This is a genomic window from Cupriavidus sp. LA-1 (genome assembly GCF_055385985.1).
Map to the genome: position 1 here is coordinate 1197429 of NZ_AP031387.1, position 15460 is coordinate 1212888.

Annotated in this window: 10 protein-coding genes and 6 tRNA genes; 12 read left to right on the forward strand and 4 right to left on the reverse strand. The window is 65.8% G+C overall.

What is annotated here, in order from left to right:
• Positions 1-59 precede the first annotated feature (59 nt).
• The gene (gene fabI / locus ACZ5MJ_RS05755) at positions 60-848 is read right to left on the reverse strand and encodes an enoyl-ACP reductase FabI (RefSeq protein WP_464222862.1); all 789 of its coding nucleotides are present in this window, start codon (positions 846-848) and stop codon (positions 60-62) included.
• Positions 849-1057: 209 nt separating this feature from the next.
• Between fabI and ACZ5MJ_RS05760 the strand changes: the two genes are divergently transcribed.
• The 5 genes from ACZ5MJ_RS05760 to ACZ5MJ_RS05780 all read left to right on the forward strand — a co-directional run bounded on the left by ACZ5MJ_RS05760 (position 1058) and on the right by ACZ5MJ_RS05780 (position 7933).
• Positions 1058-2959, forward strand: a complete 1902-nt coding sequence (locus ACZ5MJ_RS05760) for an extracellular solute-binding protein (protein WP_464222863.1) — start codon at positions 1058-1060, stop codon at positions 2957-2959.
• A 49-nt stretch (positions 2960-3008) separates the two neighbouring features.
• The gene (locus ACZ5MJ_RS05765) at positions 3009-4058 is read left to right on the forward strand and encodes a microcin C ABC transporter permease YejB (protein WP_464222864.1); all 1050 of its coding nucleotides are present in this window, start codon (positions 3009-3011) and stop codon (positions 4056-4058) included.
• Complete coding sequence (locus ACZ5MJ_RS05770; RefSeq protein WP_464222865.1) at positions 4055-5191, forward strand: ABC transporter permease; 1137 nt, start codon at positions 4055-4057, stop codon at positions 5189-5191. Before ACZ5MJ_RS05765 ends, ACZ5MJ_RS05770 begins: the two co-directional genes overlap by 4 nt.
• Entirely contained in the window at positions 5188-6849 is a 1662-nt protein-coding gene (locus ACZ5MJ_RS05775) for an ABC transporter ATP-binding protein (protein ID WP_464222866.1), read from the forward strand. Before ACZ5MJ_RS05770 ends, ACZ5MJ_RS05775 begins: the two co-directional genes overlap by 4 nt.
• 397 nt (positions 6850-7246) lie before the next feature.
• Positions 7247-7933, forward strand: coding sequence for a C40 family peptidase (locus ACZ5MJ_RS05780; RefSeq protein ID WP_464222867.1), 687 nt, complete (start codon positions 7247-7249; stop codon positions 7931-7933).
• Positions 7934-8007: 74 nt separating this feature from the next.
• Here ACZ5MJ_RS05780 and ACZ5MJ_RS05785 read toward each other — a convergent pair whose 3' ends face one another.
• Positions 8008-8928 carry a patatin-like phospholipase family protein gene (locus ACZ5MJ_RS05785; RefSeq protein WP_464222868.1) on the reverse strand — a complete coding sequence of 307 codons (921 nt, stop codon included), beginning with the start codon at positions 8926-8928 and terminating at the stop codon, positions 8008-8010.
• Between the two features lie 246 nt (positions 8929-9174).
• Between ACZ5MJ_RS05785 and gltX the strand changes: the two genes are divergently transcribed.
• The 7 genes from gltX (at position 9175) to ACZ5MJ_RS05820 (ending at position 11821) form a co-directional block, all read left to right on the forward strand.
• The gene (gltX, locus tag ACZ5MJ_RS05790) at positions 9175-10581 is read left to right on the forward strand and encodes a glutamate--tRNA ligase (protein ID WP_464222869.1); all 1407 of its coding nucleotides are present in this window, start codon (positions 9175-9177) and stop codon (positions 10579-10581) included.
• Positions 10582-10856: 275 nt separating this feature from the next.
• A tRNA-Ala gene (locus tag ACZ5MJ_RS05795) sits at positions 10857-10932 on the forward strand.
• 66 nt (positions 10933-10998) lie between these two features.
• Positions 10999-11074: transfer RNA gene (locus tag ACZ5MJ_RS05800), tRNA-Glu, on the forward strand.
• Between the two features lie 69 nt (positions 11075-11143).
• A tRNA-Asp gene (locus ACZ5MJ_RS05805) sits at positions 11144-11220 on the forward strand.
• Positions 11221-11418: 198 nt separating this feature from the next.
• A tRNA-Ala gene (locus ACZ5MJ_RS05810) sits at positions 11419-11494 on the forward strand.
• Between the two features lie 105 nt (positions 11495-11599).
• Positions 11600-11675, forward strand: a tRNA-Glu gene (locus ACZ5MJ_RS05815).
• A gap of 69 nt (positions 11676-11744) precedes the next feature.
• Positions 11745-11821 (forward strand) — tRNA-Asp (locus tag ACZ5MJ_RS05820).
• Between the two features lie 270 nt (positions 11822-12091).
• Here ACZ5MJ_RS05820 and ACZ5MJ_RS05825 read toward each other — a convergent pair.
• On the reverse strand, positions 12092-13444 hold the full coding sequence (locus ACZ5MJ_RS05825) for an MATE family efflux transporter (RefSeq protein WP_464222870.1): 1353 nt from the start codon (positions 13442-13444) through the stop codon (positions 12092-12094).
• Between the two features lie 115 nt (positions 13445-13559).
• Positions 13560-15347, reverse strand: coding sequence for an ArnT family glycosyltransferase (locus ACZ5MJ_RS05830; protein ID WP_464222871.1), 1788 nt, complete (start codon positions 15345-15347; stop codon positions 13560-13562).
• Between the last annotated feature and the right edge of the window lie 113 nt (positions 15348-15460).

Consider the following 15460-nt stretch of genomic DNA (forward strand, 5'->3'; position numbering starts at 1 on the left):
AAAAAAGGGGTGCCACACCGGCACCCCTTCTTCATCCGCGTCCCGCAAGCGGGCCGGGCTTACTCCGCGTCCGCGAGGCTTGCGCCGACCACGTTGAACCCGCCGTCGACATAGGTGATTTCACCGGTCACGCCGCTGGCCAGGTCGGACAGCAGGAAGGCGGCCACATTGCCGACTTCTTCGATGGTGACGTTGCGGCGCAGCGGCGCGGCGTCCTCGAAGTGGCCGAGCAGCTTGCCGAAGCCCTTGATGCCCGAGGCGGCCAGGGTCTTGATCGGGCCGGCCGAGATGCCGTTCGCGCGGATGCCGCGCGGGCCGACCGAGGCGGCCAGGTAGCGCACGCTGGCTTCCAGCGAGGCCTTGGCCAGGCCCATGGTGTTGTAGTTGGGGACCACGCGCTCCGCGCCCAGGTAGGTCAGCGTCAGCAGCGAGGCCTTGTCCGACAGCAGCGGCAGCGCGGCCTTGGCCAGTGCCGGGAAGCTGTAGGCGGAGATGTCATGGGCGACGCGGAAGCCTTCGCGCGACAGGCCTTCCAGGAAGTCGCCGGCGATGGCTTCGCGCGGCGCGAAGCCGATCGAGTGCACCAGGCCGTCAAATTTCTCCCAGCGCTGGCCCAGCGCGGCGAAGGTGGCTTCGATCTGCTCGTCGCTGCCGACATCGCATTCGAATACCAGGTCGCTGCCGAATTCCTTGGCAAAGTCGCTGATCCGGTCCTTGAACCGTTCGCCGACGTAGGTGAAGGCCAGTTCGGCGCCTTCGCGCTTGCACGCCGAGGCGATGCCGTAGGCGATCGAGCGGTTTGAGAGCAAGCCGGTGATCAGGATCCGCTTACCTGCCAGAAATCCCATAAATTCTCCAAGGTGGTGTATCAGGCACGCTTCGTGCGTCCGCCGTGCGGCCGTGCGGGTGCCGGGCTGTCCTGCGGCCCTTTTATTGCGCCGCGCAGAGGGAATGTCCGGATGGCTGGGGCCACCCCGGACGCATGTAAAATTGTCTCATACTTGGCCCGGCCGCAGAATGCCGGGCCCGACAGGTCATAGTGGAGGAATCCAACGGGATGCCTATTCAAGCACGTTGGCCGCTTCAGGCGGCATGGCAGTGCTTCCGGCGGGATGCAGTACTGCGCGGGTGGGTGGCAATGGGGCTGGCGACGGCGCTGGCGGCGGGGGTCTCACTGTTCTCCGGTCCGGCGCTGGCGGCGCATGGCTTCGCCCTGCACGGGGACCTGAAGTACCCCGAGAATTTCCACCATTTCGACTATGCCAACCCTAATGCACCGGTCGGCGGCACGCTGACGCTCGCCAATCCGGACCGGCGCACCAGTTTCGACAAGTTCAATCCGTTCACGCTGAAGGGCACGGCCGCGCCCGGCCTGAACGCGCTGATGTTCGAGTCGCTGCTGATCAGCAGCGCCGACGAGAGCGCCAGCGCCTATGGCTTGCTGGCAGAGGATGTCACCGTGGCACCGGACGAATTGTCCGTCACGTTCACGATCCGCCCGCAGGCGCGCTACTCCAATGGCGACCCGGTGCTCGCATCGGATGTCAAATATTCATACGACATGCTGATGAGCAAGGCTTCGAGCCCGGGCTACCGCAGCATGTGTACCGATGTGAAGGCGGTGGTCGTCACCGGCGAGCGCACGGTGCGCTTTGATTTCAAGCAGCGCAACCGTGAACTGCCGCTGATCGTTGGCTCGCTGCCGGTGTTCTCGAAGAAGTGGACCGACAAGGTCTCGTTTGAAAAACTGACATTCGAGCCGCCGGTCACCAGCGGGCCCTACCTGATCGAGCGCTACGACGCCGGCCGCGGCATCATCTTCCAGCGTGACCCGAAGTATTGGGGCAAGGACCTGGCGGTCCGGCGCGGCTCCTTCAATTTCGCGCGCGTGGTCTACCGGCTCTACAAGGACGAGACTGCCAGGCTGGAGGCCTTCAAGGCCGGCGAGTTCGACGCCATCGTCGAATACAAGGCCAAGAACTGGGCCAAGAGCTACCAGGGCACGCGTTTCAGCAACGGCGAGCTGCTCAAGACCGAGTTCCCGCACCGCAATGGCGCCGGCATGCAGGGTTACGTCATGAATCTGCGCAAGCCGGTGTTCCAGGACGTGCGCGTGCGCCAGGCGCTGATTCTTGCGCTGGACTTCGAATGGCTGAACCGGCAGTTGTTCTATGGCGCCTACAAGCGCCTGGACAGCTGGTTCTCCAACAGCGAACTGGCCGCCAGCGCCACCTTCGATGGCCGCCCCGGCCCGGGCGAGCTGCAGCTGCTGGAACCGATGCGCGCGCAGCTGCCGCCTGAGGTGTTCGGTGCCGACGTGGTCCAGCCCAGCACTGCGGCGCCGCGCTCGCTGCGCGACAACCTGCGCCTGGCGCGGCGCCTGCTGGCCCAGGCCGGCTGGACCTATACGGATGACGCGCTGCGCAATGCCAAGGGCGAGCCGCTGGTGTTCGAGTTCCTTGACGACGGCGGCGCCATGAGCCGCGTGATCACCACCTATGTGCGCAACCTGGAGAAGCTCGGCATCCAGGTGCACCAGCGCACCACGGATTTCGCGCTCTACCAGAAGCGGCTGGAAGACTTCGACTTCGACATGGTGTCGATCCGCTTCCCCGACTCGCAAAGCCCCGGCAACGAACTGCGCGACCGCTTCTCCAGCGAGGCGGCCGGCACGCCGGGCTCGGACAACCTGTTCGGACTGAAGTCGCCGGTGGTCGACAAGCTGGTGGACAATGTGCTGCACGCCCACACCAGGCAGGAACTGGTCACCGCCGGGCGTGCGCTGGACCGGGTGCTGATGCATGGCTATTACATCGTGCCGAACTGGTACAGCGCCTCGCACCGGGTCGCATACCGCAAGACGCTGGCTTATCCGGAGCGGCTTCCGTATTACTACACGGCTGAAGGCTGGATCCTGAGCCACTGGTGGCGCACGGACCTGCCGGCGCAGGCCCGTTGAGGCGCACGGGCGCTGACGCGCCCGGCAAGGAAAAAGGAAGGAACGGGCCATGCTTGCCTATCTGCTCAAGCGCATCCTGCTGATGATCCCGACGCTGATCGGGGTCATCACGCTGACCTTCGTCGTGATCCAGTTCGTGCCGGGCGGTCCGGTCGAACAGATGATGATGGAACTGAAAGGGCGCGGCGCCGCCAGCGAAGCCAGCGGCGGCGGTGCCGAATACCGTGGGCGGCGCGGCGTCGACCCCGACAAGATCAAGGAGATCCAGGCACTGTACGGCTTTGACAAGCCGCCGCTGGAGCGCTACTTCCTGATGCTCAAGCGCTTTGCGCGATTCGACCTGGGGCAGAGCTACTTCCAGCACCGCAGCGTGTGGGAGCTGGTCAAGTCCAAGCTGCCAGTATCAGTCAGCATCGGTTTGTGGACCTTCTTCCTGACCTACCTGATATCGGTGCCGCTCGGCATCTCCAAGGCGATCCGGGCGGGCAGCCGTTTCGACGTGGTGACCAGCATCATCGTGCTGGTGGGCTATGCCATTCCGGGCTTCGTGCTGGGCGTGCTGCTGCTGGTGCTGTTCGGCGGCGGCACCTTCGTGCAGTGGTTCCCGCTGCGCGGGCTGACCTCCGACGACTGGGAGCAGTTGTCGCTGATGGGCAAGCTGATGGACTACCTGTGGCACCTGGTGCTGCCGATCACGGCGTCGGTGGTGGGCAGCTTCGCGGTGGTGACCATGCTGACCAAGAACGCCTTCCTCGAGGAAATCCGCAAGCAGTATGTGCTGACCGCGCGCGCCAAGGGCCTGGGCGAGCGCCGCGTGCTGTGGAAGCATGTGTTCCGCAATGCCCTGATTCCCCTGGTGACCGGCTTCCCGGCGGCGTTCATCGGCGCCTTTTTCACCGGTTCGCTGCTGATCGAGACGCTGTTCTCGCTGGACGGGCTGGGCCTGCTGTCCTATGAGGCGGTGCTGCGGCGCGACTATCCGGTGGTGCTGGGCACGCTCTACCTGTTCACGCTGATCGGGCTGGTCACGCGCCTGATCTCCGATGTCTGCTACGTGCTGGTGGACCCGCGCATCCATTTCGAAGGCCTGCACCGATGAAACCCTTCACGCACGCGGCCCCCAACGGGCTGCCGCATTCGCCCTCGCCGCGCCAGCGCGCCTGGCAGCGCTTTCGCCGCAACCGGCGCGGCTACTGGAGCCTGGTGATCTTTGTCGCCATCTTCGTGCTGAGCCTGGGCGCCGAGGTGTTGTCCAGCAACCGGCCGCTGGTGGTGCACTACAAGGGCGAATGGTATTTCCCCATCGTCAAGGTCTATCCCGAAACCACCTTTGACGGCGATTTCGCCACGCCCGCCGACTATCTGGACCCGTATATCCGCGACCGCATCACCAGCAACGGCAATTTCGCGGTGTTTCCGCTGAACCAGTATTCGTACGACTCGCTCAACTACTTTGCCAAGGAGCCCAATCCGGCGCCGCCGTCGGCGGAGAACTGGCTGGGCACCGATGACCGTGGCCGCGACGTGCTGGCGCGGCTGCTGTACGGCTTCCGCGTGTCGGTGCTGTTCGCGATGGCGCTGACGGTGATCGGCATGCTGGTCGGCACGCTGAGCGGGGCGCTGATGGGCTTCTTCGGCGGGCGCTTCGACTTGTTCTCGCAGCGTGCCATCGAGATCTGGAGCTCGATGCCCGAGTTGTACCTGCTGATCATCTTCGCCTCGATCTTCGAGCCCAGCCTGGCGCTGCTCATCATCCTGCTGTCGCTGTTCGGCTGGATGGGTTTGTCCGACTACGTGCGCGCCGAGTTCTACCGCAACCGCTCGCTCGACTACGTCAAGGCGGCGCGCGCGCTGGGGCTGTCCAACGTGCAGATCATGTGGCGCCATATCCTGCCCAACAGCCTGACGCCGGTGATCACCTTCCTGCCATTCCGCATGAGCGCCGCGATCCTGGCGCTGACCAGCCTGGACTTCCTCGGCCTGGGCGTGCCGCCGACCACGCCCAGCCTGGGCGAACTGCTGGCGCAGGGCAAGGCCAACCTGGATGCGTGGTGGATTTCGCTGTCGACCTTCGCGGTGCTGGTGGTCACGCTGCTGCTGCTGACCTTCATGGGCGATGCGCTGCGCGATGCCTTCGATACCCGGCTGGGCCTGGCCGCGCTGCGCGGCCGTGTTGAACCCAAGGTCCCGGCGGGCGCGCCCACCGGGGCGGCACCGGAGGCCACGCCATGACCGCGGTGTCTCCCGTGATCCAGCCGGATCTGGTGCCGGCGGCGGTGCCGGCACCCGGTTCCACGCTGATGTGCGTGGACAAGCTGTCCGTCACCTTTGGCCATGGCGAGCATGCCACCCGCGCCGTGCGCGAGATCAGCTTCGACCTGCGCGCCGGCGAGCGCTATGCGCTGGTGGGCGAGTCGGGCTCGGGCAAGACCGTGACCGCGCTGGCCATGCTGCGGCTGGTGGAAGACGCCTACTACGACGGTGCGATCCGCTTCGAGGGCAAGAACCTGCTGGAGGTATCGGACCGCGAGATGCGCGGCATCCGCGGCGCCGAGATCGCGATGATCTTCCAGGAGCCGATGACCGCGCTCAACCCGCTGTACACCATCGGCAACCAGATCGTCGAGACACTGGCGTTGCACGAAGGCCTGGACCGCCGCGCCGCGCGCGAACGCGCCATCGCACTGCTGGAGCGCACCGGCATCAGCGACGCCACCCACCGCTTCGACAGCTTTCCGCACCAGCTCTCCGGCGGCCAGCGCCAGCGCGCCATGATCGCCATGGCGCTGGCGTGCCGCCCCAAGCTGCTGCTGGCCGACGAGCCCACCACGGCGCTGGACGTGACCATCCGCGCGCAGATCCTGGACCTGCTGCGCGACCTGCAGGCCGAGTTCGGCATGGCGGTGATGCTGATCACCCACGACCTGAATCTGGTGCGCGCCTTTGCGCAGCGCGTGGGCGTGATGGAGAAGGGCGTGCTGGTCGAGACCGGCGAGACCGCCAGGGTGTTCGCCGCCCCCCAGCATCCCTATACCCGCAAGCTGATCGACAGCCGCCCCCGGCGCGAGGTGCTGCCCCTGGTACCGCTGGCGCCGGTGCTGCTGGAGGCGCGCAAGCTGGGGGTCAACTATGCGCGCAAGCGCCGTGGCCTGGCCGGCTGGTTCGGCAAGGACCAGTTCGCCGCGGTCAAGGACGTGGACTTCCAGTTGCGCGAGGGCGAGACCCTGGGCATCGTCGGCGAGTCCGGTTCGGGCAAGACCACGCTGGCGCATACTGTGCTGGCCCTGCAGCGCAAGAGCGCGGGCACCATCCATTTCCTCGGGCGCAGCTTCGATACCGCCACCCGCGACGATCGCCGCCAGTTGCGTGCACGCATGCAGGTGGTGTTCCAGGATCCGTTCGGATCGCTGGCGCCGCGCATGACCATCGAGCAGATCGTTGGCGAAGGCCTGGCGCTGCACCAGCCCGGGCTGTCGCGCGAGGGCACGCGCCAGCGCGTGATCGAGGCGCTGCGCGAAGTCGGCCTGGACCGCACCGCGCTGGGGCGTTATCCGCATGAATTCTCGGGCGGGCAGCGCCAGCGCATCGCCATTGCCCGGGTCCTGATCCTCAAGCCGCAGGTGCTGGTGCTGGACGAGCCGACCTCGGCGCTGGACGTGTCGATCCAGCAGCAGGTGCTGGCGCTGCTGTCCCAGCTCCAGCACAAGTACAACCTCAGCTACCTGTTTATCAGCCACGACCTGGCGGTGATCCGTGCCATGGCGCACCGGGTCATCGTGATGAAGGCGGGGGAGGTGGTCGAGGCCGGCGATACCGAAGTGGTGCTGGGCGCACCGCAGCATTCCTATACGCGCAAGCTGATGGCGGCAGCGCAGGTCGGCGCGGCTTGAATGGCCGGCGCGGGTACCGCGGCGCATCAGCGCCGGCCGGCTAGCACCGATCGATAGGATAAATCCGATAAAGAAGATGCGAAAACCCGCCTATATCTTTGATTCGGAAGCTAAATCCGCGGAATTTGTAACGAACTTTGACATGTGAATGACAACCCTTTAACATCCCGCCAGAGCTATTTTTGGGGGTGGTCCGTCCGATGCATCGACGCGTGCTCTGCACGTTTGCGGTGCAAGACCGGCCAGATTGGCTGGCGCGGATGTTGCATAAGATTCCCCCCGTAGTTCACAGGATTTTCACGCGACGTTCCTGAAACGTTCACGCGAAACTCAGAGATACCCAGACGCCCCGGACTTTGTGCCGGGGCTTGCTTTGGAACGTTCAACGGGAGAACCAATGCAGCGATCGGTGCTTCATTCCCTGGCGCGCGCCGCTGTCGGAATTGCCATTGCCTGCGGTGCGACTGTGTCGAATGGAGTGCTGGCGGACACGGTATTCAAGGATGCCGACACCCGTATCGATGCCACGGCCCAGGCCGCGGACGCGCATCCGGAAGGCAAGCGCGGCTTGCTGTCGTCGGTGGTGAATTCCACCAGCACTGTTGCCAGCAAGGCTGGCGACCTGGTCATGAATGCGCTGGGCCTGATCGGCGTGCGTTACCGCTTCGGCGGCAACAGCCCCGAATCCGGCCTGGACTGCAGCGGCTTTGTCCGCTACGTGTTCCAGGACACCTTCGGCTTCATGCTGCCGCGCCGCTCTGTCGAAATCAGCCGTGTCGGCACCACCGTGGCAGCCAGCGACCTGCGTCCGGGCGACCTGGTGTTCTTCAACACCATGCGCCAGACCTTCTCGCACGTCGGCATCTATATCGGCGATAACAAGTTCGTGCATGCCCCGTCCACGGGCAGCAAGATCCGTGTCGACGACATGCGCGCGACGTACTGGGTGACCCGCTACAACGGTGCCCGCCGCATCGACGATGGCAAGGACGGCAGCAGCCGCGTCGAAGGCCTCGGCGACATGGTCGAGACGCTCAAGCGCTACGACCCCAACGCCGCCCGCGCATCGATGTACGGCGGCTGAGGTTTCGCTGCCCTACAAGCAAAAAGGACTGCCGCGGCAGTCCTTTTTGCTTTGGCCGGATCCGGCCTCGCGGGCTATTGCGCGGCGACCGCGCCAGGCGGCGTCAGGCGGGCCTGTTCCAGCCGCTGGCGCAGCGTTGCCATCACCGCCGCGGTGGCCTGCTCGCCCGCCAGCACGGCGCGGTTGCGTGCGTTGAAGTCGCTGCCGCCCATGTCGGGCAATTCCGGCCGGATCACCACGTCGGCGCGCGCCAGCGCCATCTTGTTGATCGACTGGCCCATGATCGCGGTGGTCTGCAGCAGCACGCCGCTCTGGCCGGCGTTCTTCTGCGCCGACGGCTCGGCCGAGATATTGACCGCGATGACAAAGTCCGCGCCCATGCTGCGCGCGGAATCCACCGGCACCGGCTCGACCAGGCCGCCATCGACATAATCGCGTCCCTGGATCGACACCGGCTGGAACACGCCGGGCACGCTGCTCGACGCGCGCACGGCCTGGCCGGTGTTGCCGCGGCGGAACAGGATCTTCTCGCCGCTCTTGAGGTCCGTGGCGACGATGCCCAGCGGCAGCTTCATGGCCTCGATGGTCCGGTTCTGCACCAGCCGGTTGACGTAGTTCTGCAGCGCCTCGCCCTTGAGCCAGCCGCCGAAGCGGGTGCCGAAGGGCAGGGCCCAGTCGGCGATGGCGGCCTCGTCCATGGTCAGCGCCAGCTTGTTCAGCTGGAAGCCGTTCAAACCGCTGGCGTACAGCGCCGCCACGACCGCGCCGGCGCTGGTGCCGGTGACCAGGTCGACGTGGATGCCCTGGGCCTCGAGCGCCTTGATCACGCCGATGTGGGCAAAGCCGCGCGCCGCGCCGCCGCCCAGCGCCAGGCCGATCTTGATGGGCCGCGGCGCTGGCGGCGTGGTGGCGACCGGCGGCGCGGGACGCGGGCCGAACGAGCAGCCAGCCAGCAGGGCGGCGGCGGAAATGCCGAGGAAATGACGTCGTTGCATGAAGCGGGATCAGTAAACAGGTGGGGCCGGCGGATACGGGGATGTGACGCGGGCGCACCTCCCTGGGGGTGGCGCCGCATTGCCTGAATCACCGGCATCACCTCAGACCGGCGCAAGCATAAATGATTCCGCACGGCGCCGGCAGGCCGCGCGGGGCGGGCGATACGCGTTGGTATAATGCAAGGCCTGCACATACACCAGCCTGCGCGCCGCTGCGCGCGGGCTTTCTTGTTTCTGCCCCTGACCATGACCCAACGCGTCCGCACCCGCTTTGCGCCGAGCCCGACCGGTTTCATCCACCTCGGCAACATCCGCTCCGCGCTCTATCCCTGGGCCTTCGCCCGCCGCATGCAGGGCGACTTCATCCTGCGCATCGAAGACACCGACGTCGAGCGTTCGTCGCAGGAGGCGGTCGACGTGATCCTGGAAAGCATGGCCTGGCTGGAGCTGGACATCGACGAGGGCCCGTTCTACCAGATGCAGCGCATGGACCGCTATCGCGAGGTGGTGGCGCAGATGGTCGAGGCCGGGCTGGCCTACCGTTGCTACATGAGCACCGAAGAGCTGGACGCGTTGCGCGAAGCCCAGCGCGAGCGCGGCGAGAAGCCGCGCTACAACGGCTTCTGGCGTCCGGAACCGGGCAAGGTCCTGCCCGAGCCGCCGGCCGGCGTGGACCCGGTGATCCGCTTCAAGAACCCTATCGGCAGCAGCGTGGTGTGGGACGACGCAGTCAAGGGCCGCATCGAGATCTCCAATGATGAGCTCGACGACCTGGTGATCGCGCGCCCTGACGGCACCCCCACCTACAACTTCTGCGTGGTGGTGGACGATCTCGACATGCAGATCACCCACGTGATCCGCGGCGACGACCACGTCAACAACACGCCGCGCCAGATCAACATCATCCGCGCGTTGGGCGGCACGCCACCGGTCTACGCCCACTTGCCGACCGTGCTCAACGAGCAAGGCGAGAAGATGAGCAAGCGCCATGGCGCGATGGCCGTGACCGGCTATCGCGACGAGGGCTACCTGCCCGAGGCCGTGCTGAACTACCTGGCGCGCCTGGGCTGGGCCCACGGCGACGCCGAGATCTTCTCGCGCGAGCAGTTCGTGGAATGGTTCGACCTGGATCACCTGGGCAAGTCGCCCGCCCAGTACAACCCCGAGAAGCTCGCCTGGCTGAACAACCACTACATCAAGACCGGCGACAACCAGCGCCTGGCCACCTTGACGCAGCCGTTCATCGAGGCACTCGGCGGCAAGGTGGAAGGCGCCGATCTGGTCGGTGTGGTGGCACTGGTGAAGGACCGCGCCAATACGCTGAAGGAAGTCGCGCAGGCCGCGCTGCTGTTCTATCGTGGCGAGCCGCAGGCCGACGCCGCGCTCAAGGCCGAGCACCTGACGCCGGAGATCCAGCCTGCGGTGGCCGCGCTGGCGACCCAGCTGGCAGCGCTGCCGGAGTGGAAGCGTGAGGCCATCGGCGCCGCCTTCAAGGCGGTGCTGGCCGAGTTCGGTCTGAAGATGCCCAAGCTCGCCATGCCGGTGCGCCTGCTGGTGGCCGGCCAGTTGCAGACCCCCGGCATCGACGCGGTGCTGGAGTTGTTCGGCCGCGACACGGTGCTGCGCCGCCTGGGCGCGGTGTCCAACGCGTAAAAAATCATGCAAAAGTCCGCGCCGGGGGCTTGCGCTTCGGGCCGGACTTGCGCATAATTTCGTTCTCCCTGCAGCGCGGTCACTGATCAAGCGGGCTGACGAATCCGAAAGGGTTCTCGCGGTCTCCGGAGCTGGTTTTACGGCGAAAGAGAATGCGAAAAAAATCAAAATGGGAGCTTGCAAAGATTAGTGGTTGATATATAATCTTGGCTTCGCTTGAAACGGTAGTTAAATCAGGCGAAAGCGCAGCAAGTTGCAGTAAATGGCAGTACCATGGGGCTATAGCTCAGCTGGGAGAGCGCTTGCATGGCATGCAAGAGGTCAGCGGTTCGATCCCGCTTAGCTCCACCAAGATTTCGGCGTCATCCAGGCGGTATCGGGTGGCACCAGACGGAACGTGTTGCAAGACAAGTTTCTGTCCCCTTCGTCTAGAGGCCTAGGACATCACCCTTTCACGGTGAGTACAGGGGTTCGAATCCCCTAGGGGACGCCATAACAGCAGGGCGTAATCAGACGCCCAGCATGTCGTCTCAAGCATTAGCTTGAAACGGCAGCCGACTAAGGAGTGGTAGTTCAGTCGGTTAGAATACCGGCCTGTCACGCCGGGGGTCGCGGGTTCGAGTCCCGTCCACTCCGCCAAAACTAGACCCGCATGGTTCGCGCCATGCGGGTTTTTCTTTGGGTGAGGGATTATGTCGTTAATCGCTGCAAACGCAATAAAAAATGTTGCATTCGTTGCGAAATTCGCTATATAATCCTGTCTTCGCTGCAAATGCTGCGGTAAGCGGCAGACAGCGAAGGTAGTTCCAGCAGTAACCGTCCAGCAGTACCGGATACGGGGCTATAGCTCAGCTGGGAGAGCGCTTGCATGGCATGCAAGAGGTCAGCGGTTCGATCCCGCTTAGCTCCACCAGAATTTGGGAAGCGTCTGAAAAGAAGCTTCCCAGGCGCGAAAAAGCCTGCTATGATGGCGGACTTTCCAGCGCAAGGCAGAAAACGCGTTGTAAAACAAGTTTCTGTCCCCTTCGTCTAGAGGCCTAGGACATCACCCTTTCACGGTGAGTACAGGGGTTCGAATCCCCTAGGGGACGCCATAACAGCAGGGCGTAATCAGACGCCCAGCATGTCGTCTCAAGCATTAGCTTGAAACGGCAGCCGACTAAGGAGTGGTAGTTCAGTCGGTTAGAATACCGGCCTGTCACGCCGGGGGTCGCGGGTTCGAGTCCCGTCCACTCCGCCATATTAGAACGCCCGCGCAAGCGGGCGTTTTTCTTTTCGGAGTGGAGGAAGCCGCCTGCGCGGCTTCCGGCGGGAACTCGAAGGGCTGCGCTTGCAAGCGCAGCCGCGGCCCGCAGCATGTGGGCGAGTCCCGTCCACTCCACCATATTAGAACGCCCGCGCAAGCGGGCGTTTTTCTTTGTGCGTGCGCAAATTGCACGCCTTGGATTCGCTCCCTGTTCCGCGTGCGGGGGGGGAGCATCCGGCAAGTCATTCAAGGGTCTTACCTGTTTCAGTGTTCCGGAGCCTGGCTGACCCGGCTGAAATACCGCACCAGCAGCACGCCCGCAATCGCCAGGCTGATGCTGTTGGCCAGCCAGAAGCCGCTCGCGCCGCGCGTGAAAGCCGGCATGCCCTCGATCAGCCCGAAGCCCAGCACATACCCCCCGCCAAGTCCGATGCCCCACAACGAGCCGGCGTAGATCAGCGTCGGGATCAGCGCGATCTTGTAGGCACGCAGGATAAAGGCCGTCATCACCTGCACCGCGTCGAAGGCCTGGTAGAACGCCACGAACAGCACCAGCGGCAGCGCCGCCGCGACCACGGCGGGGTCGCTGGCATAGGCGTGCAGCACCGGCTTGCGCAGCAGCCACAGCAGGGCGCCGGTCAGCACGGCCAGTGTCACCGCCGTGCGGATACCCCGCCAGGCAAGGCGCCTGGCGCCGGCCAGGTCGCGCGCGCCGAGATGCTGCGCCACCAGTGTCGAGGTGGCGATCCCCAGCGACAGCGGCAGCATGTAGGCCACCGCGCCCAGGTTGGCGATGATCTGGTGCCCGGCCAGCGTTACCGTGCCCAGGCGCGTGATGAAGATCGACATCAGCGTGAACGAGGTGATCTCGATCAGGTAGGTCAGGCCCATCGGCACGCCCAGGCGCAGCAGCGCGCGCAGCGGTGCGGCGGCCGGCCAGCTCCACGTACTGAAGATCCGCAGCGGATGATAGCCGCTGCCATAGCGCAGGATCAGCAGCCCGGCGATGCACCAGGCCCAGCTGATCAGCGTCGAGGCCAGGCCGCAGCCGGGGCCGGCCATGGCCGGCACGCCCAGGCCGCCGTGGATGAACCACGCATTGAGCGGCACCTTCAGCGCCAGGCCGCCAATCTGCAGCACCGTCACCATGATCGGGCGCGACAACGCATTGTTCAGCGCGGAGTAGATGCGGAAGGCCAGTGCCGCCGGCAAGCCGAACGCGCCGAAATGCAGATAAGCGGTGGCCTTCTCGACCAGTTCGGGCGGGGCCTTGGCGAAAGCCAGCAACGGTCCGGGGAAGGCCAGCAGCAGCACGCCGGGAAGCGCCAGCGCTGCCCCCAGCCACGCGGCCTGCCGGACCTCCGCGCCGATCGCCTCGACGCGGCCGGCGCCATAGAGTTGCCCGGCGATGGGCGACAGCGCCTGCAGCACGCCCATCAGGCTGATATAGATGGTGACGTAGATCGAGCCGCCCAGGCCCACCGCGGCCAGGTCGGTGGCGGAGGCGCGCCCCGCCATCACGGTATCGATCACGCCGAAGGCGATCACGGCGAGCTGGCCGGCGAGCACCGGGGCGGCGAGGCTAGTAATGCGGCGAAGGTCTTGGAACAGGGTCATTCAGGGCTCTGCAGGCTCGGTCGGGGCTGGCGCTTCAGCCCCGCAGCTGCCTGCGGCCGGAATGGTTCGATGGCGCGTCAGGCGCTGCGTACGTTGCGGGGTGGGTGGCTACGGCTCAGGGCTGGCGCGGCAGGTGATGCCACGGCAGGTCCGGGCGCGGGTGGACGGCGCGCGAGGTATCGACCAGACGATACATGCGGAAGCGTTCGTCGCGGTCCGCCGGGCGGCGGCCTTCCCAGATCAGGCGCCATTCGAAGTGCGAGATATTTCCCGGTTCGCCGTAATCGATCCCGTCATGGCGCAGCAGCACATCGCAGCCGTCGTTGGGGCCGCCAAAGCGAATATGGCCGAAGTAGGCGAACGAGGCCAGCTGCGCATCGCCCATGCGGATCGGCTGCACGCACTGGTACGCGGGGGGCAGCGCCATGGCCGCGGCCTGGGCCACGTCGCGGTAGGTCTTGCCGTAGTTGATCGAAGGCAGCCACAACGTCATCGCCATCACCCACATCAGCGTGGTGCCGGCGGCGGAGATCACCACCGGGCGCCAGATCTGCTTGGGCGCGCGCGACAGGCGCCAGCGCACGATCAGCACCCACGCGACCGTGGCCGCCAGCGCGAACACCACTGCGGCGACGGTGAATTCATGCTGGAAGCCCGGCAACTGCCGGAACACATTGCGCGCGATACGCGGGGGCCAGCCGGTGGTCTTGGCGATCCACATGAACCAGACCGTGCCGCCGAAGATGGTGAAGAACAGCAGCGCGAACCAGTCGATGGCATTGATCACGCCGCGCGCCAGCGTGGGCAGCGCAAAGGCCGCCAGCACGGCCATCGGCGGCAGCAGCAGGATGAACTGCGCATCGCCCGCATTGCGTTGCAGGAACAGCAGGATCAGCACCGGCAACAGCAGCGCTAGCGGTGCCGCGACGTGGGGCGCCCGGCGCATGCCTGTCCACGCAACCCAGGCCCAGCCCGCGATCGGCCACACCGGCCAGGTGTACAGGAACAGGTTGCGCATGTTGAAGCCGAAGGTCGCCATATTGGGCGCGCCGTAGCTGCGGCGGTCATAGCGCGACCAGTCGCGGATAAAGGTCACGGCCTCATTGCGGTCGGCTGCGCCGAAATAGGCGGCCGCCATCCATGCCAGCACGATCAGCAGCGCCAGCGGAATGCCGATGGCACCCAGGCGCCGCCACGGCAGCGGCTTGCAAGCCAGCGCGCAGACCGCGCTGCCGCCCAGCAGCGCCAGCGGCAGCAGGGGCCCGCTGGCCAGCGTCAGCCCGCCCAGCGCGGCGCCATAGATCAGGCTGCCCTGGACGGGCTTGTCGAGGCTGCGCACCATGCCGTACAGGGCCATTGCGATGAACGCGACCTGGCCCACCTGCGGCGTGGTCTCGTGCCCGCGCATGGCCAGGCCCACGCAAGCCAGGAAGATCAGCAGCGCGCCGTCGGCCAGGGTACGGCCGTAATCGCGCGCATTGGGCTGGCCGCCGAAGGCATAGGCAAACGGCTGGACCTCGTCGCGCCGGCCCAGCAGGTAGGTGGTGTACCAGATGCAGGCGCAGGTCGCGAAAAAGAACAGCGCCGTGGCCAGCCGCGCGGCGTCGGCCGCGCCCAGCCAGCCGCCGAAGCCGCGGATCATCAGCGCGCCGATCCAGAACACCAGCGGGCCGTCCTCGCTGTACGGGCGGCCGACGATATTCGGCATCAGCCAGTCGTGCAGGCTGCCGGTCGCCACCTGCCACATCACGCCAAAGCCGGCGGCGTCCTCGTTCTTCCACGGGTCGCGGCCGAACAGGCCGACCAGGCCGTAGATGATGCAGATCGCCAGCAGCAGCGCGCGCGGCAGGGCGCCGGTTGCGGCAGCGGTCAACTGGACGGGTGAGGTATTGGCTTGACGCATCGATGCTCAGGTCGGGCCGTGGCGCCATGGCGCGAAGGCCACAGTATCGCGCATGCGGCGGCCGCGCGGGCTGTGGCATGGCGTGGAAGCCACACGGGGTGTGGGGTAAATCC